This window comes from Mucilaginibacter sp. P4_A11 (assembly GCF_056402535.1).
Window position 1 is genome coordinate 292600 of the sequence record NZ_JBFUHE010000005.1, and the last position, 21832, is coordinate 314431.

General features: G+C 43.3%; 18 protein-coding genes. 10 read left to right on the top strand and 8 right to left on the bottom strand.

Annotated elements, in window-relative coordinates; translation table 11 throughout:
• Positions 1–16 precede the first annotated feature (16 nt).
• The 4 genes from AC1DUD_RS12280 to AC1DUD_RS12295 are packed head-to-tail and all read right to left on the bottom strand — an operon-like array spanning position 17 to position 4560.
• Entirely contained in the window at positions 17–775 is a 759-nt protein-coding gene (locus AC1DUD_RS12280) for a ThuA domain-containing protein (protein ID WP_477374965.1), read from the bottom strand.
• 24 nt (positions 776–799) lie between these two features.
• A complete protein-coding gene (locus AC1DUD_RS12285) occupies positions 800–1552 on the bottom strand; it encodes a ThuA domain-containing protein (RefSeq protein WP_477374966.1) in 753 nt (250 codons plus the stop codon).
• Positions 1553–1561: 9 nt separating this feature from the next.
• Positions 1562–2695 carry a redoxin family protein gene (locus tag AC1DUD_RS12290; protein WP_477374967.1) on the bottom strand — a complete coding sequence of 378 codons (1134 nt, stop codon included), beginning with the start codon at positions 2693–2695 and terminating at the stop codon, positions 1562–1564.
• Positions 2696–2718: 23 nt separating this feature from the next.
• A complete protein-coding gene (locus AC1DUD_RS12295) occupies positions 2719–4560 on the bottom strand; it encodes a glycoside hydrolase family 9 protein (protein WP_477374968.1) in 1842 nt (613 codons plus the stop codon).
• 377 nt (positions 4561–4937) lie between these two features.
• On the opposite strand from AC1DUD_RS12295, the gene AC1DUD_RS12300 reads away from it, so the two are divergent.
• Genes AC1DUD_RS12300 through AC1DUD_RS12325 form a run of 6 tightly spaced genes read left to right on the top strand, consistent with a single transcriptional unit; the run spans position 4938 to position 10219 of the window.
• Entirely contained in the window at positions 4938–5375 is a 438-nt protein-coding gene (locus AC1DUD_RS12300) for a PTS sugar transporter subunit IIA (protein ID WP_477374969.1), read from the top strand.
• Entirely contained in the window at positions 5368–5838 is a 471-nt protein-coding gene (locus tag AC1DUD_RS12305) for a PTS sugar transporter subunit IIB (RefSeq protein ID WP_477374970.1), read from the top strand. The genes AC1DUD_RS12300 and AC1DUD_RS12305 overlap by 8 nt, the downstream gene beginning before the upstream one ends.
• Positions 5839–5877: 39 nt before the next feature.
• Positions 5878–7464, top strand: coding sequence for a PTS system mannose/fructose/sorbose family transporter subunit IID (locus AC1DUD_RS12310; protein ID WP_477374971.1), 1587 nt, complete (start codon positions 5878–5880; stop codon positions 7462–7464).
• A gap of 12 nt (positions 7465–7476) precedes the next feature.
• The gene (gene ptsP / locus AC1DUD_RS12315) at positions 7477–9189 is read left to right on the top strand and encodes a phosphoenolpyruvate--protein phosphotransferase (RefSeq protein ID WP_477374972.1); all 1713 of its coding nucleotides are present in this window, start codon (positions 7477–7479) and stop codon (positions 9187–9189) included.
• Positions 9186–9452 carry an HPr family phosphocarrier protein gene (locus tag AC1DUD_RS12320; RefSeq protein WP_477374973.1) on the top strand — a complete coding sequence of 89 codons (267 nt, stop codon included), beginning with the start codon at positions 9186–9188 and terminating at the stop codon, positions 9450–9452. The genes ptsP and AC1DUD_RS12320 overlap by 4 nt, the downstream gene beginning before the upstream one ends.
• An 8-nt stretch (positions 9453–9460) precedes the next feature.
• A complete protein-coding gene (locus tag AC1DUD_RS12325; RefSeq protein WP_477374974.1) occupies positions 9461–10219 on the top strand; it encodes a 6-phosphogluconolactonase in 759 nt (252 codons plus the stop codon).
• 265 nt (positions 10220–10484) lie between these two features.
• Here AC1DUD_RS12325 and AC1DUD_RS12330 read toward each other — a convergent pair whose 3' ends face one another.
• The 3 genes from AC1DUD_RS12330 to AC1DUD_RS12340 are packed head-to-tail and all read right to left on the bottom strand — an operon-like array spanning position 10485 to position 15932.
• On the bottom strand, positions 10485–11633 hold the full coding sequence (locus AC1DUD_RS12330; protein WP_477374975.1) for a glycoside hydrolase family 18 protein: 1149 nt from the start codon (positions 11631–11633) through the stop codon (positions 10485–10487).
• Between the two features lie 23 nt (positions 11634–11656).
• Positions 11657–12916: a DUF5009 domain-containing protein gene (locus AC1DUD_RS12335; protein ID WP_477374976.1), complete on the bottom strand. Its 1260-nt coding sequence runs from the start codon at positions 12914–12916 to the stop codon at positions 11657–11659.
• A gap of 19 nt (positions 12917–12935) precedes the next feature.
• A complete protein-coding gene (locus AC1DUD_RS12340; RefSeq protein ID WP_477374977.1) occupies positions 12936–15932 on the bottom strand; it encodes a glycosyl hydrolase family 28-related protein in 2997 nt (998 codons plus the stop codon).
• Positions 15933–15972: 40 nt separating this feature from the next.
• On the opposite strand from AC1DUD_RS12340, the gene AC1DUD_RS12345 reads away from it, so the two are divergent.
• Complete coding sequence (locus tag AC1DUD_RS12345; RefSeq protein ID WP_477374978.1) at positions 15973–16128, top strand: hypothetical protein; 156 nt, start codon at positions 15973–15975, stop codon at positions 16126–16128.
• 883 nt (positions 16129–17011) lie between these two features.
• Here AC1DUD_RS12345 and pdxR read toward each other — a convergent pair.
• Complete coding sequence (pdxR, locus tag AC1DUD_RS12350) at positions 17012–18505, bottom strand: MocR-like pyridoxine biosynthesis transcription factor PdxR (RefSeq protein WP_477374979.1); 1494 nt, start codon at positions 18503–18505, stop codon at positions 17012–17014.
• Positions 18506–18588: 83 nt separating this feature from the next.
• Here pdxR and AC1DUD_RS12355 point away from each other — a divergent pair, with 83 nt between their 5' ends.
• From AC1DUD_RS12355 to AC1DUD_RS12365, 3 genes are all read left to right on the top strand, one after another.
• On the top strand, positions 18589–19158 hold the full coding sequence (locus tag AC1DUD_RS12355) for a TQO small subunit DoxD (RefSeq protein WP_477374980.1): 570 nt from the start codon (positions 18589–18591) through the stop codon (positions 19156–19158).
• 23 nt (positions 19159–19181) lie between these two features.
• The gene (locus AC1DUD_RS12360; protein WP_477374981.1) at positions 19182–20003 is read left to right on the top strand and encodes an MBL fold metallo-hydrolase; all 822 of its coding nucleotides are present in this window, start codon (positions 19182–19184) and stop codon (positions 20001–20003) included.
• 209 nt (positions 20004–20212) lie between these two features.
• On the top strand, positions 20213–21832 hold the full coding sequence (locus AC1DUD_RS12365; RefSeq protein ID WP_477374982.1) for a carboxylesterase/lipase family protein: 1620 nt from the start codon (positions 20213–20215) through the stop codon (positions 21830–21832).

Consider the following 21832-nt stretch of genomic DNA (forward strand, 5'->3'; position numbering starts at 1 on the left):
TTTAGGTTTATTTATATTATTTGTTAGCAGCCCAAAAAATAGCGTTGCTGAAAAGTGTAGTATAATCCTTACTGTCAAAAAGCAATGGAGAATGGCCCATAAAAATATAAACGTTGCGGGCTTTTTTTGCGGGATTAGTCCACACTACCGGGTGGTCGCCCATGGTGACGCCGTCTTTAGGTTCGTAGGTTGATTCATCTACAGAAGCCAGCACATGCACATTCGGCCGCGGACTTTTATCATAAGTATACCACTCCTCCTTCTGAACCAGGAAAGATGGCGATACACCTTTCATTACCAAGTGTTTTTTATCTTCGATATTAACGGTGCCTTTAGCAAAAGTGGCTATGTAATTTTTAAAACGGATGCCGCCCATATAGTTCCAGAACCAGTTCCACATGGGGTAGCCATCGAACTCGCCCAGCAGGGTTGCATGGTGAAAGCCTATCCAGCCACCTTTGCCTTCGTCAATGTATTTTTCAAATGCCTTTACAGCATTTTCTTTCCATGCATATGGCGGGTAGTCCAGTTGAATAAATAATTGATAATTAGATAAAAATGCATCATCAATTGAATCAGTGCTTTGAATATAATCGACAGAAAAATTGCTATCGGCAGCCAGTTTATCAAGCCAAACTTTGGCTACTTTCGAATACTCAATATGGTGACCGCCATTTTCATATAGGGCGATGACTTTAAATCGCGGGGCCTTTTGAGCCCAGGCGCTGATAACAGTTAAGAAGCAAAAACTTAAGAGAAGGATTATTTTTTTCATATAAATTATTTTCAGCGTTGATGCTTATTTTGATCCGGCCCAAAGGATGGCATCCCGGAGAAGGGTTACATAACTTTGATTGATGAATACCGATGGATCATGACCTACCCCGATATAGATCATTCGGCGGTATTTTTCATTAGTCCAGATGATTGGATGATCACCCATCGGTTTGTTTTGCTTATAGCTCGATTCATCGGCGGTAGCCAGAACACGTACAATGGGCCGCGGACTTCTGTTAAACTCGTACCATTCATCGGAGATCTCAAACTTATCCGGTAAGTTTTTAGTAGCTGGATGTTTCCTGTCCTCTACAATAACAGTTCCCTTTTGATAAGCCGGATGCGGAGAGTACACCACTCTGCCCATAAAATCCTCAAACCATTGCCAGTATTTGGTGCCTTTAGCTAAAAATTCCGTACCGGTTAAGCCCGCGCCATGGATGCCAACCCAACCCTTTCCCTGCTCTACAAATTTCTGCAAAGCGGCTTGCTGACTGTAAGAGATGTCAAAAGGTGCTAACTGCAGCATCACAAACACTTCATAATTTTTCAGGTTTTCGTCATTGATCTTGCTGGAATCATCGGTGTAGTGAACTTTAAAATGATTGTCTTCGCCCAGCTTTTCAAAAAATGGCTTGGCAGCAGTCATCATTTTGATATGATCATCCGAACTGGAGATCACAACCAATGCCCTGAATTTAAACTGCTGCGCCCGTGAGCTACCCGCTAATAAAAGCGGTATTGCCAGAACAATAAAGTATTTCAGCTTATTCATCAGCGTCGATTATTTGTAGATCCTGCCCATCATCGGGTTATTCCAGATCACTTTTTTAACCTCTTCAATATCGATAGCTCCCTGGTGACTGTATACAACTTTCCCCTCCGGATCAACCAGCATGGTATAAGGTAAAGCCCCATCCCATTTGGGATCAACAGCTTCTATCATTTTATACTTATCATCGCCTGTATAGATGTAATTGGTACCGGACGATTGCTTGCGTTGAAGAAACTTCAAAGCCTTATCCTTATTAGCCGGATCATCGGCACTGATACTGACAAACTCAAGCCCTCTGTCGCGATATAATCTGTTCAGCGTAACCAGGTCATCAAACTCGGCAACACAAGGCCCACACCAGGTAGCCCAAAGATTGATCAACCTTAACCTGTCCGAATGATTTTTTACGACGGTTGCAATTCCGGCTGCACTTATGGTATCGATTTTAATAGGCTCTATAGCCCATTGAATTTGGGCTTTATCGATCCAGTCCTTTTTCTCAGCCCATTTAACCGAGCAGCCAAATGTTTTGGTAACAGACACGGCTATTTCTTTACCTGCCAGCACAGCATCAATAGCATTACGTGCATCCTGCGATTTGGGAGTTTTGGCGGGGTTCTCCATATCATCAATCCGGCCATTATAGCGCAGTTTCCTGTCTTTATCAAAAACAAAAATGTGAGGTGTGGCTACAGGGCCATATTTGTTTGAGGCTATTTCAGTTTCGCCATCATACAGATATGGAAAGTTGAAACCCTTATCTTTAGCACGCACTTTCATATCTTCAAATGAATCACCTAAATCACTGTATCCCAATTCGTCATAACGTAACGAGGATGGATTATTAGGATTGATCGCCACTACACTAACGCCTTTTGAAGTATAGTCGCTGGTGAGTTTGATCACCCTATCTTCATAGGCCTGCGATGTAGGGCAATGGTTACACATAAAAACCACAACCAATACTTTGGCGTTTTTAAATGACTGCAAAGTATAAGTTTTACCATCAATGCCCGGCAGACTAAAATCGGGTGCCTGTGCCCCTATTGCCAGCGTTTTATGATCATCTGCAGCAAAGCAAAATACCGGGCTGCACAAGAACAATGCAAGGATTAAACTTATGTTGATCTTCAACTTCTTCATAACAGGGTATAATCGTTTATAATTTAGTCGCTTGTTGAAACTGCCAGTAGGTACCAGGCCGTGTGTGGCAGCCATTGCTCGGCCCAGCGCCAGTCGGAGTCTTTACCTGATACCGCATAAGGGATATTAAAATCAATATCATCCTCGTTATCAAAACCCGAAGTAATTCCATTTACAATGCCGCCCGGAGCGTTGGTATACTCAAACGTGCCAAAAAAGCCATAAGCCGGGTTATTATGCCCCGTACCCTGCAGCATACTGGCATCAAAGGGGTTAAGGCCCAGGATCCAGTTTAACTGATCAATCGCGAAGCCTGAAAGCTGATCATGAAAGGCCTCGTCATTTTTAAACAGGTTAGCTGCCATTCGCGCTGCAGTAGCCACCGAACCAAGCCTCGCGTTTTCGCCCTGCCACCATGGTGATGCATCGCTGCCATGCGGGAAAAAGAAAGCACTTCGCCTGTTGCCTAAAGTATCCTGCAACAGTTCGCGGCTGTAACCAAAGGGGTTATTCACCTCATGCGTAATCGCCAGTTCAAATTCCATTGATTTCCGTACTGCCGATTTGATCTTAGCCTGAAGATCGGCAGTAGCATAGGGATAATAATACAGCAGGCTCACAACAGGTAAGCCTCCGTCCGAAGGATGAAAGAATGGCCTGTCCTTATCATCAGCTCGCCAAAAGTTTTGATATTTATTCCATGAGGTTAACCTGTTCAACAGGTTATTAGCGCGTTTTTCGGCAGCAGCTTTATATACGTCTTTGTGGGTTACTTTATAAAGCTCAGTAGCGGCGCTTAGTGCGCAATAATCATCAAGGATATTTTCCTTTTTATCGTAATCCATTTGCGGGTTTTCCTTCTCTAAAAAGGCAAAGGCATTTTCAGCGGCTCTCAGGTAATCAGCATTGCTATACTCACCGGATGTTTGATAGGTGGAAGCCATAGCCAAAGCTGCAATAGAAATTCCTGCTCCTGAGCGATAGCTGGCCTGGTAACTGCGCCAGTTTTTGCCGGTAGTAGTTTTTGTGAACGACTGGTCTTTAGTTTGTTTGATCCGGTAATTACCCTCATCGGCTTGGATCACGCGGTCTTTAGGCAATTTTCCCGGCCCCGGTGAAGACACAGAGCGGTAAAACGAACCATTTTTGACCTGCATCCGCACTAAATAATCGGCACCATACATGGCTTCATCCAAAATACGTCGGTTAAACTGGCGAAAATCCGTTCCCGGCCGGGCAGACAATAGCTCATAGGTCTTAAACAAACTAAAAGCCGTTAAAGATATCTGCTGTGGATTAAAATAATTGGAGAATGATAAATGCGAAAGATGCTTGCCATAATCGCCGGTGGCATCATACCAGCCACCGTGCGCGTCAACTGTATCTGTTGTGCCTGATAATACCAGGTGATGATCGGCTTTATCCAGAAGGCCGGAACTTCGCTGCCCTTTAAAGTAATATACTACATCTGATACCGTTGCCTTTTCAAGCACATTTTTGCCTATAATAAAAGGATAAGATGAAATAACACCTTTTGGTGAATTGAACTGGATTTTATAAGTACCAGCTGTTGTAAAGCTACTGAAATCAAGTGTCCAGAACTCAAAGTTCTTCCATTTGGCTACCGGGCCACTGTAAGCGATTTGTCCTGAAAACACGGCATTGCCTTTTTCCGCGTCTACCAGGTTAAAGTTGGTAAACGCAAGATGACTGTCAGCCACTATAACGGCACGCTTGGCTTTGCTCTCCTCGTAACCCACATGATTAGTTACTACCTTAATACTTTGCGCCTGTACTAAAAACGGAAGGCTAATTAAAAACAAGCCGACAGACGAAAGAATAGCTATATGTTTTTTCAGGTTCATATATAAAGTTAAGGAATTAATAAATGGTAGCAGGAAGCTGGGTTTGCATCCTGCTTCAAAGCTAAAAGATTAACTTTTGGATGGGTATTTTCATGCCACTACATTAACACTACTGCAAGTCGATAGTTCAAAGTCCCAGGTCAAAAGTCCTTTACCCGATTTATTTCCTTCGATTTAAGACGTCAGATTTATGACTACGAACCTCTTCAATTACGCCGAATCAACACAATAAATAACAGTAGTGGTGTTGTAGTGGCTTCAAAATAGCAATTGAACAAAGTTTGACAGATAATTGCAAAAGATTAAATTTCATATCTTGTATAAACCAGTTATGAAACCCCGCACCATAAAATGCGGACACAAAAACCTAACAATTAATGGAGAACACCGGAGGCACAAGAAAATTTCTGATAGCAACGCATGGCAAACTGGCGGGAGGCGTAAAATCATCGCTCGATCTTATTACCGGTACAGCGGATAACATTTTTTTGATAGAAGCTTATGTTGACGAGAACAGATCATTAGAGGATGATATTAAAGCGGTACTTGATCAGGTTAGTGATAATGATGAACTCATAGTTTTTTCGGATATCATGGGCGGCAGCGTTACCAATCAGGTACTCCAATATGCCCTTCAGGCTAATGTACATGTGGTTTCGGGCTTTAACCTGCCGCTGGTGATAGAAATTATACTGGCCGATACCGATACGTCCGCCGAAGAAGTAATTGAAGAAGCCATTGAAAACGCAAAACAACAAATGGTATACGTAAATAAACTTTTAACCTCGCAAAACCAGGAGGAAGCTGATGATTAAGCTAACCCGCATAGATGACAGGCTGGTGCACGGACAAGTTGCTTTTACATGGACACCGGCCCTCGGCGCCGATTGCCTGCTGATAGCCAACGATAAGGTGGCCAAGGACGAATTTATGAAAATGACCCTTGGCCTCGCTAAACCGGCAGGCACTAAACTCCTGATCAAGTCGGTAAAAGATGCGGCTGTTTTTTTGAATGATGAAAAGAGCAAAAACGCCAAGGTTCTGATACTGATAAATAGCGTTAAAGATGCCGCAGCACTGGCTGCTGAAGTAGCGGAGATAACAACCATAAACTTTGGCGGGTTGCGCTCAAAAGAAGGATCAAAACTGATCTCGAAAGCGATAGCAGTTAATAATGATGATATAACAATCATTCGTGAGATGCTTGCAAAAGGCCTTGAACTGGAAGTGCGGCAGGTACCTACCGATAATAAACAGCTTGTAGCAAGCCTTATTTAACAAACAGATTTTAAACCAATACAAACAATCATTTAATCCTTGTCAGTATCATACTTGCTCATCGCGCTGATAGCGATGTTTGGACATTCGGAAGATTTTTTGGGCACTACCCTGCTCAGTCGCCCCCTTGTGCTTGGTCCGCTGGTAGGCCTGGTGCTTGGCGATGTAACGCAGGGTGTGATTATTGGCGCTACCCTGGAGTTAATATTCATGGGCAATATCAAAGTGGGCGCAGCCATTCCGCCTGATGTGATCACCGGAGGTGTGTTAGGTACCGCTTTTGCCATCATTTCTGGCAAGGGGCCTGCCATCGCGCTGGCTATAGCTGTACCGGTTTCCATACTGGCCGAAATGGTGATCAGCGGCTTGTTTGTATTGCGGGCAATGCTCAATAAAAAATTCAATCAGTATGCCGATGAGGGCGATTTTAAAGGGATTCAGCGCCTGCATATCATATCGGGCTTATTAAGACCATTGCTGATGGGTATTATCATTATGCTTGCCCTGCAATTGGGTGCCGGTGTTATGAAAACATTCTTAGACATGATCCCCGCCTGGGTACAAACAGGTTTGCAAGTTGCCGGGAATATGCTGCCCGCATTGGGTTTTGCCCTGCTCATGAACCTTATGTTCAATAAAAACATGGCTCCTTACTTTTTCCTGGGCTTTATGTTAGCTGCTTATATGAAGCTGCCGGTAATCGCTATCGGAGGACTGGGCGTGATCATAGCGCTGTTGGTAACACAGGTTGCTCCGAAACCGGTTACCGATGATGACGATGATTTTGGGACGGAAGATGAACCGGCCGAACAAATTAAACCCAACCCTAAACTCAATAAAAAAGATATCCGCTCATTGTTTTTCCGCTCCTTAGCATTGGAGGCTAATTTCAATTTTGAAACATGGCAAAATACAGGCTTTGCTTTTTCCATCATCCCGGTTTTGAAAAAACTTTACAACACCAAACAGGCTATGGCTGCTGCCCTAAAAAGGCATTTACAGTTTTTTAATACAAGCCCCTACGGTTCAACATTAATATTAGGCATCACCGCCGCCATGGAAGAACAGAACAACAATGACGAGGATTTCGACGAAGAATCGATTAATTCAGTAAAGCTGGGCTTAATGGGGCCGCTGGCCGGCGTGTTCGATTCCCTGTTTTGGGGAACATTTAAAGTGATTGCTGCGGGCGTTGGCACTTCTCTGGCCATTAAAGGCAATATTATGGGACCGCTGTTGTTCCTGCTAATCTTTAATGTGCCGCATCTGTTACTTCGTTATAAACTGACATTTGTAGGCTATGATGCAGGTACACGCTTCCTGCAAAACCTCGCCAAAAACAATGTGATGGACAGGCTTACCAAAGGCTCATCTATTTTAGGGCTGATGGTTGTTGGGGCTATGCCGGCTACGTTGATGAATATCACTACACCGCTGCGCATCGGTACCGAAAAATCTGCGGTAGGGATCCAGGCCATTTTAGACCAGGTGGTACCTGCTATGATCCCGCTGGGGCTTACATTTTTAGTGTATTATTTTGTTAAAAAGAATATTAAAACCACATACCTGTTATTAGGCCTGCTGTTGCTTGGTTTTGCAGGAAGTATTATCCACCTGTTTGCATAAAGAAAAATATAAATGAAGGGAATTGGAGTTTCACCGGGTATAGCTATAGGCAGGGCGTTTGTGATCAAGAAAAACGCACCGGCTACTAACGGTATTGTTTTAAAAAACCAGGTTGAGATAGTGGCAGAAATTGAGCGCTTTGATATCTCAGTTAATAACGCGCTGGGCGAGATCGATGCAATCAAAAATAGCTCTCAATTGATGCTTAATGATGATGACATTGCCATACTGGAAACACAGGTTGAGCTGATCAACGATCCGCAGATCCGGGAGGATGTAGTGGCCAAGATCGAAGCGGAGAAAAAAACCGCCAATGATGCCATGATTGAGGTTACAGCCGGCATAGTAGCCCTGTTTGAAAGTATGGACGATGAGTACATGCGCGCCCGATCAGCCGATTTCCAGGATATCGGCAACCGGATCCTAAAATACATTAACCGTACCGGGGATACCAATAACCGCTCATTTGAGCCCGACACGATTGTTATCGCCGACGACCTCACTCCATCAGACACAATTACATTGGACCTTAACCTTGTCACCGGATTTGCAACGCAGGCAGGCAGCCGTACTTCGCATGCGGCCATTATAGCCAAATCAAAAGGGCTGCCTGCAGTTGTAGCCTGCGGCGACGAGTTAATGACCATCAACCATAACGATTTTATTATTTTAGATGGCCTCAGCGGTTCAGTTTATGTCAACCCCGGCGAGGAGATCATCAACCGTTATTCGGCTAAATCAGACTCGTTCAGGCAGCAATCCGAAGTACTGAAAAAGGTAAAGGACAAACCGGCTATTACGAACGATGGTAAACAGGTAACCCTGCTGGCCAATATCTCCAGTGCCGACGACCTCGAGATGGTACACGATAATGGCGGCGAAGGTATTGGCCTTTTCCGTACCGAAATGTTGTTTATGGATAGGGATGGTTTCCCCGATGAAGAGGAACAATTTGAATTTTATAGAAAGGCGGTTTTACAGGCAAAAGGCAAACCTGTAATTATACGAACTATTGATATAGGTGGTGATAAACACCTATCATACTTTAACTTACCGACTGAACTCAATCCTTTCCTTGGATATCGTGCTATCCGGATTTCACTGGATCAGGAAGGATTATTTATGGTTCAGCTAAAAGCTATTTTAAGAGCCTCAGCATTTGGCACAGTGAGCATTATGTTCCCGATGATCTCTAACGTTAAAGAGATCCGCGATGCCAAACTGATCCTTAACAAAGCAAAAAACGAACTTACTCAAGCCAGAATAGCTTTCAGCAGCGATATAAAAGTCGGGATCATGGTCGAGATCCCCTCAGCAGCTGTTACCGCCGATATCCTGGCCAAAGAGGTTGATTTTTTCAGTATCGGTACAAACGATCTATGCCAGTATACTTTGGCTGTGGACAGGATGAACGAAAAGATCACTCATCTATACGATCCATTCAATCCCGGCGTATTGCGTCTCATCCTTAACGTAATTGAGCAGGGGCGTGAACATAACATCCATGTAGGGATGTGCGGCGAAATGGCTTCTGATCCTTTGGCTACTCTTCTATTATTGGGTATGGGACTCGAAGAATTTTCAATGAGTGCAGCTTCTATCCCGGCAATAAAAAGCATCATCATTAACAACAGTGAAGCTAAGGCCAAACAGGTATGCCAGCAGGTAATGACTATGAACAGCTCAGAAAACATTATTGCTTATTTAAAAGAGATAACCCTATGATAACAAAAGATTATATCATCACATCAGCGCAGGGGATGCATGCCCGGCCGGCAACGCAGCTTGTTAAACTGGCAAAAGGTTTTAAAGCTGCCGCCAGTTTAAAAAAGGGTGATAAAATTGTTAAACTCAATAGTCTGCTTAATATCCTTTCACTCAGTATTAAGGGTGGCGAAACCATTTCAGTTATTATGGATGGAGAGGATGAAGTGAGTGCAGCAATTATTATCGATGACTTTTTTACCAAACAACTTAAAGAACTTTAAACTAATAAATGAAAGTAACTATAACCAAAAGCGAGCAGGAATTTGACATAACAGCAGCATGGCGCATCATAGCGCAAATGCTGGAGAAAAACACATCTGTCATTGGCCTTTCAACCGGGCAAACCACCATAGGTATGCACCGCATTGTGTCTGAAATTTATGCCAAATACCCGTTTGATGTAACAAACATTACATTGTTTAACGTGGATGAGCTTACTAATCTTGGGCGCGAATACGCGGGCAGCTGTTACACCATGATCCTCAACCAGATTGCCGGTCCACTGGGTATCCCTGAAGAAAATTTCATTATGCCACCTACCCTTTCAGATGATTTTGTTGCTGAAAGCATCCTGTTTGAAAAACGCCTTGCCGAACGCGGCGGTGCCGACCTGCAAATGCTGGGCTTAGGCAGCAACGGTCATATCGGCATCAATCAGCCCGGTACCCCTTTTGAAAGCGAAACCTGGGTATCGCCCATGGACCCTGATTTTGAAGCCCGTGTTCGTCGCGAAACACAGGTGCCACCCGAAATTGAGCTTGGCGGATTAACCCGTGGTGTCAAAAACATTATGCACACCCGCAAACTCATCCTGATAGCCAAGGGCAGCCATAAGGCCGAAATTGTTAAACAAGCTATCCTTGGCCCGGTAAGTACGGATATCCCCGCGTCGGTTGTACAGCTACACCCTAATTGCGAGATTCTGTTGGATGCGGATGCTGGTGCTTTAATAGCTGATTATGCTAAAGAGCGCGGTTATAACTGGTAAGTAAATAATTGAAATTGGTTTATGATCCCAATGTAAGTCCACACACAAGGTGTAAACTTACATTGGGGTGTTGAAACAAGTTACCATGACAACTTAAAATGGGTGTCATACTGAGCCTGTCGAAGTATGGTGGGCGGGCCTCTGCGCACGAGTCTTCGACAGGCTCAGACTGACAGGCCCTCTTTTGTCATTTCACCTTCAGAGTCCAGCGGATTTAAACCACTCAGCATGATGAATTTATTATTATATAAATTTAGGCTTCCATCTAATTCAAATGACTATTAGCAGCATCAAGCAGGTATTCCTTCCTGTCATCCACATACTCCCAAAACATAACCCCGGCCATGCCGTTCTTCTTTACATACTGGCATTTCTTTTTGATTGACCATTCATCATCAAATGATAAAAACTGACGAGTGGTGGAATTATATAGATAGGGCGCTTTGGCACTTTTATCGCGGTAATATTTAAACGCTTTGTTAGTCAGCAGGCTGTCTTTTATAAAAGTATAGCCACCTCCTCGCATCCGCTCCAGGTTACGTGAGCCAAGCCCGGTTTTGGTACTGTCCGATACCCTTGTTGAGCGGCTATAAAAAGCCATACCCAAAACAAGCTTATTGCGCGGAACTCCGGCTTCTATAAATACCTGCGTTCCATTATCTGAGTTATTTTCTGTTTTAAGATATTTCGACGCATACAAACCTGTATGATGATTTGCGATTTCGGCACCGTAATCATAGGTCATGAGGTTGATATAATCCAAACAAGCGCCTACCTTATCCATTTCGCTATTCTGTACAAAATGCTTAAAAGCGCCCACAGCCGCGGTAAGCAACAGCTTTTTGCCGGTTTCTTTTTCAAGCTTGTTCAATTGGCTCCTTAGTTCTAAAAACAGACTGGTATAGTTCTCTTTGTCTTCCGGGCGATGTACATTGCCGGCACCTGTAGCGTTAGGATATTCCCAGTCAATATCAACGCCATCCATTTTAAACTTGCGTACTATATCAACAGCACTGGCAGCAAAAGCTTTGCGCGAGGTATCGGTAAGCGCCATATCCGAAAAGTTCTTACTCCACAGCCATCCGCCTATCGAAATTAAAACCTTCAGATCGGGATTTTTCTTTTTCAACCCGACCAGGTACCTGAAGTTGCTGGTATCCGTCCGGGGATGGGTCAGGAACGCTCTGTTACCAATCACATTTACAAATGCATAATTAATGTGTGTAAGCTTATTCGGATGAACCATGGCAGTATCTATCAAACCACGAAAACCGCTTACATAGCCAATTATAACGTGCTTTTTATGCTTATTTTTTTGCGCATAAGCTGAACAAGCTAAAAGTATAAGGCAAAGAAGGGTCATCAGCCCGGTTTTGTATTTACCGGGCCGCAATAAGGATGAATTTGTTGTCATTAGAATTTAGGTATATATAATGTTTAAATTTTCAGGCGTAGCCTTTTCTTTTCGAGTAATCCAACAAATAAAACAATGATCACGGCCGTCAGGAATGAACGCAGTAATCCCGGGAATCCGTTGTTAATAACACGCGGGTAATAAATATGGAACAACTCCAGTATAAATACCTGGAAATATGGGATCAGGTAGCAGGTAAGTGTGCTGGTACCTGCCGGTTTGATCCAGTTAAAGGCTTTTATTTTTCCTTTAACATCAACCACGTATATCAGTAGCAGAAATGCCAGCGTAGTAATACCCGAGCAAATGAGTACCCATGCAGGTGTTGAACGGATCTTGGAAATCCCCTCGGTATAAGGCCTTAAAGCAAAACCTGCTACCAGGAACAAAACACCAATGATAGCCAACGTTGCCCAAATGCGTTGTGTTTTGCCCTGCTCAACCAGCTTAGCGTAAATTCCTGAGATAACCACGCCACCCATTGTTAAAGTCACGGTTGATGCATCATGAATTATCCATAGTGGTTTTAAGAAGATAATTGCATTACCAAGAAAGCTTCCGGTAACATCGTTTCCTGCGACGGACACCAGTGACTCGTCGCGCATTATTTTTATTTTAAATGCCGAGTGCGCTAAAATATTAATGGCCGCAAGCACTATCCAGGCAACAATTAGACTGTTCAGCTTGCCCTTAACAGCGAAAAATATCAGCGCGCAAACTAAATATGCCCAGCCTATCAAACCTAAGATCCCCCACCAGGAAGGCTCCATCCCCCTTACTTCGCCATCTTCTCCCCCTTTATAGACCACCGCCATGGCTACCAACAGAACAATCCCCAGTATTTGCAAAGAATATTTTTTAGCTTTTACCATAGTCTCCGGATAATCGAGCCAGATGAGGAAGAAAGCAGTGGTGATAACCAGTGCCCATGCGGCTTTCGGAATTAAAGTGGCTGATGAATTATAATCTTCAAGGTTTACATGATAAAAACCCATGATGAGTAAGGCCGCGCTGCGTATCAGGATGTAAAATAAAACCTGCCTGGCGTTATCCCCCTTTTTGATCCTGTTATTGATGGCAAAGGGTAATGACAGGCCTACAATGAACAAAAACGCAGGAAAAATGGTATCGGCAAAACCCATCCTGTCCTCAAAACCTTTGGCATGATCAATCCATTCGGGGATATGCCTTACGCCGCTGGCATCGTTAACAAAGATCATCAGCAGCATGGTGATTGCACGAAGCACATCAATTGATAACAGGCGCTTGGGTAATTGTTGCATGTTTTTTATTTAGGGTGTTTTATCTAATTTTTACGGAAAATAATGAATTATGGCTCGTGATATATAAAATGTTATTCCCTGCCCCACCGAACGCTAACCCGGTTGGCCGCTCAGGTACTTTTATTATATTGATCTGTTTACCGACGTTGTCATAAACATAGATCTGCCCGTCGGCTATATAAACGTTTCCTTTATCATCTGTGGCGGATGCAAACTCTCCACGTTCTGCAAAGTATTTTAAATCGGTAATAGATCCATCTTTACTTACTGCTGTGCTAACTGTACGCTTATCATACTCATCGCTGGTATATAACGGTTTTCCGGGATAGGCAGCAGCTAAAGCGGTCGACCGCGCCAGATCATATACTACCGGAATAATCGTAACGCCATCAGGCGCTACAAAGCATTCGGTTGGCTTGTTTACGGTAACTGTATTGAAATCATGATAATCGCGCCAGCGGTGCGCCGGGTACAATACTTTATAAACTGGGTTCACCTGCCCCATAGGGATGATTTTTAATTTCTGTATAGTTTCGTCGGGATTGTTTGGATCGATGGCATAAGCCCAGCTTGCAAATCCCGAATTGCCCCATCCGCTAAACGATGTCCCTGCGGCATCGGCAGGGTTATCAAACTTTTCGGGTTTGCCGTTTACCAGATAGCCGGGCTTCGGTACGTATTTAAAAACAACCAGCAGATTATCATTTTTATCGCAGGCAAGAGATAGCGGCTCCCAGGGATAATCGGCCAGCAAACTAATCTGTCTGTCGGTAGCCGACCATTTATAGATCCGCTTCATCCGTTGCTCGCTGAAATATATATTGCCCTTGCTATCAGCACAAACAGCCGATGCAAATTCAAAACCCGTAGCCAGTTTATTGATTGCACCATTTTCTGCCTCAACAGTGTTGGCTTTATCATCAATATAAAGCCTTGCAAATTCCCATGGCCTTACCTCTGTGGCTGTGTTGATATCATACAATGATGAAGTTGTGGTGTATTTTATCTGGCTGTAATTGTGAACATTCAGCAATTCAATACTTTTACCGCCCCATTTCCTGATAGAATATGGTGCCGGCTTATTAACCCTGATCACCCTGAACATATACAAATTGGCAAACACCATATTGCTGGCGTTTTCCAGTTCCATCGGCTGGCATTCGGTACTTTCTCGGCTTTCTTCCTCTAATTGCATGGCGTATACCTTCCAGTTGGCAACGTTGTTAAACCGCACCTCGTTACGCACATGGTGCTCTATCGACATGGCATAAATTCGTCCGGGCGTTTGTGTATTGGATATATAAGTACCCGCAGTGGCGTAAGTATTGGCACTCCAAATATCTTTAAAAGTACCACCGCCACCGTCAGTGATCCAAAGGCTCCAGTACTGCGTATCCCATGAAGCGTCCGTGCCGTTTTGAGCCCGATTGTAAGCACCGCCACCTGCCGTACTTTTGGGTATCCCGACACGTTGCATACCACCATGACCGCCAACAAACTTCACATCGTTCATGTAGGAATCGGCACCGGCCATCCATTTACAGGCTACTGCGCGCGGATTATCGGCGCTGGTGCAAAGCCCTATCCCGCTTAAAATATTACTTCCTCCTTTTGATGATTCCAGCAAAGCAACCGGCCCGCCGAAGCCGCCGAAAGCAAGTGTATTATCAGCAATTAAAAACTGCGTGGCTATCGGATTTAAGCCAATCAATTTGGTACTGGGCTTCAGTTTAATGGTTTGGCTAACGCGATACCATCCCTGCGGCACATATATGGTTTCGTATTTATCAATAGCATCTTGTATAGCTTGTGTATCATCTGTAACGCCATCGCCTTTTGCACCGAGTGTTTTAAGATTAGCCCAGGTATCAATAGCGGGAAAATCCGGAATATCTTTTTTGGAAGGTTCAGGCAACACAGTTAAAAGCTCCTGCTGGTTAGTGGTTTTATATTGCGGATCGGCATCAAGGCCATCCATCTGCAGGCCATAAGTAAAGTTTTTTACCCTGTAGATATTTCCTGCTCCCGGTGTTGTTTTGCCACTGCGGCGGTAGCTGGCCAATACCGGTACATTGCGGCAAACCACGTTACGCAGGTTGATCTGGTTAAAAGCGTTATCCTCATTACTGATGATGATAGCCGGGCCGCTAACGCCATCAAAGCGGCAATCTTCCATAAATAATTTTTCATGGTAGTTGGGGTTGATGCTGATCACCGTTGGCACATGCTTAACATTCATGCGTACTATCGTAAGACCAGCTTCCTGGGTACGAATAGCAGCTTCCCGCTGACCTTCAAAATAGGTATCAACCATCATAAATTGCCAGCCCGGAGATGGCTTGGTAGTATAGATCCCATATTGGCCGCCAAAAAAGCGGACATCTTCCATCTCATTGCCTACATCAAACATACCGGCCAATCCTTTGCCAATATTTACATCAACATGGGCAATAAAACTATGCTGGGCAAAATGGGTACGCATGGCCACCGCATAAGGGTTACCGTCTTCTATTGTAAGATTGATATTCGACATGGAGCTATAAAATGTTGAAGCGCCAGCATCATGAACCTCATCGCCGGGTTTAGAGAGGTTGCTCACAAACCAAAACATATATTTGGCATGCCCTTTATCATTTTCATAAGCCGTTTGAAAGCCGGGGGAGTTTTTTGCGAGGATAATTTGTGGACGGGTTTTGCCATAACCTATCAGTCTTACGGCGGTAGGTATAAATATAGTTTTGGAAATCAAGTATTTCCCTTCGGGGATAAATAGCACACCGAAGTTATGCTCAGTTTTAACTTTAGTAATAGCCGCCTGCAGTTCGTCGGATACATCAGTTTTACCATCTGCTTTGATCTTGAAATTTTCGGGTGTAAAATAAACTGCGTCCGAGTCTTGCAAACGGGCCTGATAAACAGACTTGCCGCCAGTGTCATTTTTTACAGGGGTTTTACTGCCGAAACAAAAAGTTTGAATAAAAATAAATGCGGTGACTAACAGGGTTCCCTTTTTCACTTTTTTATAATATGGTTTATATGTACTGGTATCAAGCCTAATGTACATCATATGTCAGCTGCAATTTTTAGCACATCACGTAAAATTGCTGATAGACGCGTACCGGATAGTCAGTGCACAAATCTATCTGATAGCACTATCTGATGCTATTATTACGGCACTACATCACCACTACCATCAGCAGGATTGCGGCTAAACGAAAAATTAATGGTGGAAAAGATGCGACAGGATGACTTTGATACCTGCCCGAAGAACCGGGAGCGGGCTACTCAGAAATTAAAACAAGCAATAGACACAGCATAAAACGAAAATGGGCAGCCAAGGGCCGCCCATTCATTAACTGGTTTTAATGTCCAATTATTTTGCAGTTTTTCTTGCAGGGGTTAACGGAACGATAATAACAGCTAAGAAAAGGGCAACTTCTAATACGGTTAACATAACTTTAATTTTTTTAATGTTTTAATTACTGAACTAACAATGTTTTAAGGAATTACAACCGTTCCTACAGGCATGCTATTGCAGGGATGCAAGAACAATTGTATTATTCCTGGCAGGGGTTCGACTAAAAATATGCCATTAAAAAATCGGCCCTAAAAATCAAGGATTTAGCTTCAAAATATCATTTTTTAAAATCACACTTTTTTTGAAATCAACTTTAAAAACCAGAGTTTTTCAAATTTAAATCTGGATTTCAGCCTAAGAATCAAAAAATACAGCCCCAAATCCGGCTATAAAAAAATGATTAGCCATTTTTAGCCGAATTATTTTGGCAAAAACTGCTAAACCGGTAGAAATTTATTTTTAGAGAAATTTATTTCGTACGCTATTTTCATGGGACACTTTACAACGTAAAAAATCCGGCACCCGACATTTTTTTGTAAAAAAATCCACGACTTATTTTTTGATAATATATGGCTTAGCAATTTGAAAAAAATTAACCGACAATTTGTCACCAGCATGACAATCGCTAATTTTGGCAGAAAAAATCCAGCTTAAAAACCTGACAAACACTGACAAAGCATGAAACAAGCACTACCATAATCATCTAATTGTAGCCATTTACCCCCTATGCCAAACTTTTAAACCTTGGGAAGGCATTTAAGAATGGCCATTTTCCAGATACTTACCGCCTCCTCCATTTCCTTTTCATTTAAAGAGGCAAAACCTACCCGCACAAAGCTATGTTTAAATGCTTTATCGTAATAATAATCATGGCCCGCTCCTATAGACAAGCCAAGTTCATTGGCTTTTTCTGAAACTGCGGCAGTATCCAGGTCATGAAGGTATTTAATCCATAGGGCAAAGCCACCGTTTGGGATTTTAAATGAAAGGTAATCACCCAGTTGTTCCTGCAGCAAACGACAAAGAATATCCCGCCGTTCATGATACAGCTTATTCGCCTTTTTAAGGTGACGGCCAATATCTCCGTTCTTTAATAGGCTTGCCATAGCTTCTTCAAGCAAATGTTCTCCCTGCCGATCAATTAATCTGCGCAGCCGATTAGCCTGAAGTAAAAAATTAGGTGGGGCAACCATAAAGCCAATGCGGATACCGGGCGCAATGGTTTTACAAAATGAGCCCACATATATTACGTTACCATAATAATCGGCGCTGGCCAACGGTAAAATAGGGCCACTGCTGTAGTGAAAGTCAAAGTCATAATCATCTTCAATAATTGCAAACTGGTATTTGGCAGCCAGTTCCAGTAAATGCATGCGCCTTTCAGAACTAAGTGTTACGGTAGTAGGTTGATGATGATGCGGCACCACATATAGCATGCGCACCTTCTTAACTTTACAAATGGCTTCAATAGCATTAATATCAATTCCACAGTCATCAACCGGTACAAAAGCCAATTGGGCGCCAGCCTGTTCAAATACTTCATTAGCGCCGCTATAACCCGGATCTCCCACAATTACAATATCATTCTTGTTGATCAGTACCTGGGCGCACAGGTAAAGGGCCATCTGAACACCTTTGGTTATTAAAATATCATTGGGGGTCACGTGCAAGCCGCGGGTCTCGCCCAAAAAACGGGCAAGCTCATTTCTTAAATTTTCCGAACCCTGCTCCGGCCCGTACATCAGGTATTTATGTGTAAAGTGATAACCCGCCATCCGTCTGTATTCACGCACCATTAAATCAACCGGTGCGATACGAGTATCGGGGAAACCTTCGGTAAATGTCAGGTTGCCATCGGGCATTGGCACAAACATACGCTGTTGATTGATCCTGTTGTCATCAACTTTGAATGAGGTTTTAACTGCCAGGCTATGTTTCAGAACAGTTTTTTCGATAGGCCGGGGTGCAACATCAGGCAGGTTTTTAGCAACGTAAATGCCTTTCCGCGCAATCACATCAACCCAGCTTTGCGCATAAAGCTCGTCATATGCAGCTACCACCGTTTTACGATGAACATTTAACGATGCTGATAAAGCCCGGCTGGCAGGCAACGCTGAACCGGGCTTTAGGGTGCCCTGCCTGATATAAGAAATTATGCCATTGCTAATTTGCAGGTATACAGGAACCTGGCTGCTTTTATCCACACTTAATAAACTTTCGATGAGCATCATATTGGACTATCTTTAATCTATTTTCTGGACTACAAGTATAGTCCAAAAGCATGGTATTTTTGATTATCAAAAAAATAAAACCTATGCATATCAATCAAAAACTTTCATCTTTATACCTGCGGTTAGCCATTGGAGCAAGTTACCTGTGGGAAGTGGCCGACCGTCTCGGTTTGTTTGGCCCAAACGGTCACCCTCATGTTGGCTGGGGCGACTGGAAACACTTTATTGCCTACGCCAAACAGGTAATGAGTTTTCTCCCCGATGGCATCGTAAATCCGCTGGCAACTATTGCAACCATTGGCGAGGGCGGATTCGGGCTGCTGCTGATTCTTGGCTTACTTACCCGCGTGGCAGCTTTAGGCAGCGGCATACTGAGTTTATGTTTTGCTATCGCGATGGCAATTTCTTTCGGCATCGAATCGCCTTTAGGCTATTCTGTTTTTACACTGAGCGCAGCAAGCTTCCTGCTGGCTGGCGCAACTCAATATTCATGGAGCGTAGATAACTGGTTCGCGTCACGTATCGTGAACAAAAAGCTGGCGACTTACCAGGCGCTGCAAAGCGAGTTAAAAAGTGATGTCCATGATATCTCCAGCCAGGCTTCTGAATTAAAACAGATTAAAGCTTTGGCTAAAATTGCCTACCGGATATAAGCCGTCTCGTAAAACAATACTTTATGACAACTACCAAGGAAATGAACAAAACCATCATATGCAGCACATGCGGTACCCAGCTTTTAGCCGAACCCGATATACCTGCATTTTGCCCGATCTGTACGGATGACCGCCAATACGTTCCGGAAAGTGGCCAGCAATGGACCCTGCCTGCTCAACTTGAACACAGCACCATTAAATTAACTCAATTGAATGAACGCCTGTACGCACTTAAAATAGTACCTGATTTTGCCATAGCTCAAAGGGCGTTATTACTTATTTCGCCGGGTGGCAATGTTTTATGGGATTGTATCCCGTATTTGGATAAGCCTGCAATAGATTTTATCAGGGCTAAAGGCGGCTTAAAAGCAATAGTATTTTCGCATCCTCATTATTACAGCAACATGAATGATTGGGCCAATGAGTTCGATTGCCCGATCTACATTCATCAAAATGACGCGGAATGGGTAACATTCAGTACACCAAGTATCCAGTTATGGAAGGGTGATATAATGAATCTTTGGGACGGGATAAGCATAGTACATATCGGCGGGCACTTTGCAGGCAGCTGCGTATTGCATATTTCCGATTTAACACCTTATGGAACAATGCTTTGCGGCGATACTTTTAACATAGCCCGAAGTAAACAACACATGGCTATGATGTACAGCTATCCTAATATCATATTACTTACTAAAACAGCGTTTGCCAAAGCGTACCAAAAAGCATCCCAGCTTAATTTTGACACGGTATATGGTGCATTTGAAAATCAGGATATCGAGGGTAACGCAATGGAGGTATTTGAAACTTCGATGCAGCGGTATAAGGACAGTTATGGATTATAACCGCAGAATATTTGCTCATATTTAAGCGAAAAATTTTAAAAAGTAAAAAATATGATATAATTGTATTTGGCAAATTCATTGCGTTATATTTACACAATAGTAGTTACCAGGACAAAAATCCTCTCGTAAAACCTGGCAATTAATATCTTTAAATTCCGGAAGCCAGTTTCGGGATCACAAAGTAAAAACCAATTTAACCAAATACAATTATGAAAAAAAACAGTACCCTCATGCTGCTTTTACTCGTTTGCTTTTTACCTGTAATGGCATTTTGCCAAAACGGCAACGAACCTGTTGTTGCCGGGAACGATGTGGCTGTTACATCAACAGAAAGCGGAAAAGTAAAAGGCTATCTTCACAATGGCATTTTTACATTTAAAGGTATTCCATATGCCAAAGCTGACCGCTTTATGGCACCTGAAAAGCCTACACCATGGACAGATGTACGCAGTTCAAAAACTTACGGCCCGGTATGTCCTACCGACCCTACCACAACCGTTAACGACGAGTTTGAATTTGCCTTTCAGCATGACCTGGGCTATTCCAATGAGCATTGCCAGTCACTCAATGTATGGACACAGAAACTCAATGACAGTAAAAAACGCCCGGTGATGGTATGGTTGCATGGCGGGGGTTTTACTGCCGGCTCATCAATTGAGCTTCCGTCATATGATGGTGAAAATCTCGCTAAAAAAGGAGATGTGGTATTGGTATCTGTAAACCACCGGTTAAATATCCTGGGCTTCCTTGATTTGTCAGCCTATGGCGATAAATACAAAGGCTCAGCAAATGCAGGTCTTCTTGATTTGAAATTGGCTTTGGAATGGGTAAAACAAAACATAGCCCAGTTTGGCGGCGATCCTGATAATGTGACCATCTTCGGCCAGTCTGGCGGTGGCGGTAAGGTTACCTCTTTAATGAACGCACCGTCGGCAAAGGGTTTGTTTAAAAACGCAATAGTTGAAAGCGGAAGCTATATTACCAACTTCAGCGAAAAACCGGTTACACAAAAAGTAGCTGCGGCATTACTGGAAGAACTTCATCTGCAACCATCGCAGGTTGATTCGCTCCAGAAACTACCTTATGATATATTAAACGAAGCAGGTAAAAAGGCTATGCGTAAAGTATCCGCAGAATTAAGGAAAGAAGGAAAAAATATGAATGGCTGGGGCCCGGCTTTAGATGGCGACTTTCTGCCTTACCAACCTTCAGATCCGGCAGCTAAAGAATTATCAAAAAAGGTTCCGCTGCTGGTAGGCACCACCAAAAACGAATTTGCACCATTTGTACCCGGCCCTAAAAGCCAAACAATGGATGAATTAAAGGCTGCCTTGCAAAAGAAATACGGCGATAAAACCGATGCTTACATTGCAGCCGCTCAAAAAGCTTACCCCACAATTTCAAAGCCTTCAGAATATACCGATATTGAATTTAACTTCCGTTCACTGGCTATTAAACAAGCTGATGAAAAAGCGGTAAGCGGTGCTGCCCCGGTTTATATGTATCTGTTTACCTGGCAATCGCCTGTAAACGGCGGTATGTACAAGGCTATGCACTGCATGGATATTGCTTTCCAGTTTAATAATATAGCCCGTTGCCAGGAAATGACCGGCGGTGGTAAAGAGGCATATGCCCTTGCCGATAAAATAAGCAGTGCATGGATAAATTTCGCCAAAACCGGCAATCCCAATACATCAGCATTGCCTAAATGGCCTGCTTACACTGCTGAAAATGGTGCAACCATGGTGTTGGATAACCAGTGCGTAGTTAAAAACCATCCGGACGATGAATTATTAAAAATAGTAGCTGCAACCGCACCAAAACCATAA

What these genes read in the sequence shown, in the direction of transcription:
- AC1DUD_RS12280 (WP_477374965.1), bottom strand. Translation starts at nt 775, where the DNA reads ATGAAAAAAATAATCCTTCTCTTAAGTTTTTGCTTCTTAACTGTTATC.
- AC1DUD_RS12285 (WP_477374966.1), bottom strand. Translation starts at nt 1,552, where the DNA reads ATGAATAAGCTGAAATACTTTATTGTTCTGGCAATACCGCTTTTATTA.
- AC1DUD_RS12290 (WP_477374967.1), bottom strand. Translation starts at nt 2,695, where the DNA reads ATGAAGAAGTTGAAGATCAACATAAGTTTAATCCTTGCATTGTTCTTG.
- AC1DUD_RS12295 (WP_477374968.1), bottom strand. Translation starts at nt 4,560, where the DNA reads ATGAACCTGAAAAAACATATAGCTATTCTTTCGTCTGTCGGCTTGTTT.
- AC1DUD_RS12300 (WP_477374969.1), top strand. Translation starts at nt 4,938, where the DNA reads ATGGAGAACACCGGAGGCACAAGAAAATTTCTGATAGCAACGCATGGC.
- AC1DUD_RS12305 (WP_477374970.1), top strand. Translation starts at nt 5,368, where the DNA reads ATGATTAAGCTAACCCGCATAGATGACAGGCTGGTGCACGGACAAGTT.
- ptsP (WP_477374972.1), top strand. Translation starts at nt 7,477, where the DNA reads ATGAAGGGAATTGGAGTTTCACCGGGTATAGCTATAGGCAGGGCGTTT.
- AC1DUD_RS12320 (WP_477374973.1), top strand. Translation starts at nt 9,186, where the DNA reads ATGATAACAAAAGATTATATCATCACATCAGCGCAGGGGATGCATGCC.
- AC1DUD_RS12325 (WP_477374974.1), top strand. Translation starts at nt 9,461, where the DNA reads ATGAAAGTAACTATAACCAAAAGCGAGCAGGAATTTGACATAACAGCA.
- AC1DUD_RS12330 (WP_477374975.1), bottom strand. Translation starts at nt 11,633, where the DNA reads ATGACAACAAATTCATCCTTATTGCGGCCCGGTAAATACAAAACCGGG.
- AC1DUD_RS12335 (WP_477374976.1), bottom strand. Translation starts at nt 12,916, where the DNA reads ATGCAACAATTACCCAAGCGCCTGTTATCAATTGATGTGCTTCGTGCA.
- AC1DUD_RS12345 (WP_477374978.1), top strand. Translation starts at nt 15,973, where the DNA reads ATGTACATCATATGTCAGCTGCAATTTTTAGCACATCACGTAAAATTG.
- pdxR (WP_477374979.1), bottom strand. Translation starts at nt 18,505, where the DNA reads ATGATGCTCATCGAAAGTTTATTAAGTGTGGATAAAAGCAGCCAGGTT.
- AC1DUD_RS12355 (WP_477374980.1), top strand. Translation starts at nt 18,589, where the DNA reads ATGCATATCAATCAAAAACTTTCATCTTTATACCTGCGGTTAGCCATT.
- AC1DUD_RS12360 (WP_477374981.1), top strand. Translation starts at nt 19,182, where the DNA reads ATGACAACTACCAAGGAAATGAACAAAACCATCATATGCAGCACATGC.
- AC1DUD_RS12365 (WP_477374982.1), top strand. Translation starts at nt 20,213, where the DNA reads ATGAAAAAAAACAGTACCCTCATGCTGCTTTTACTCGTTTGCTTTTTA.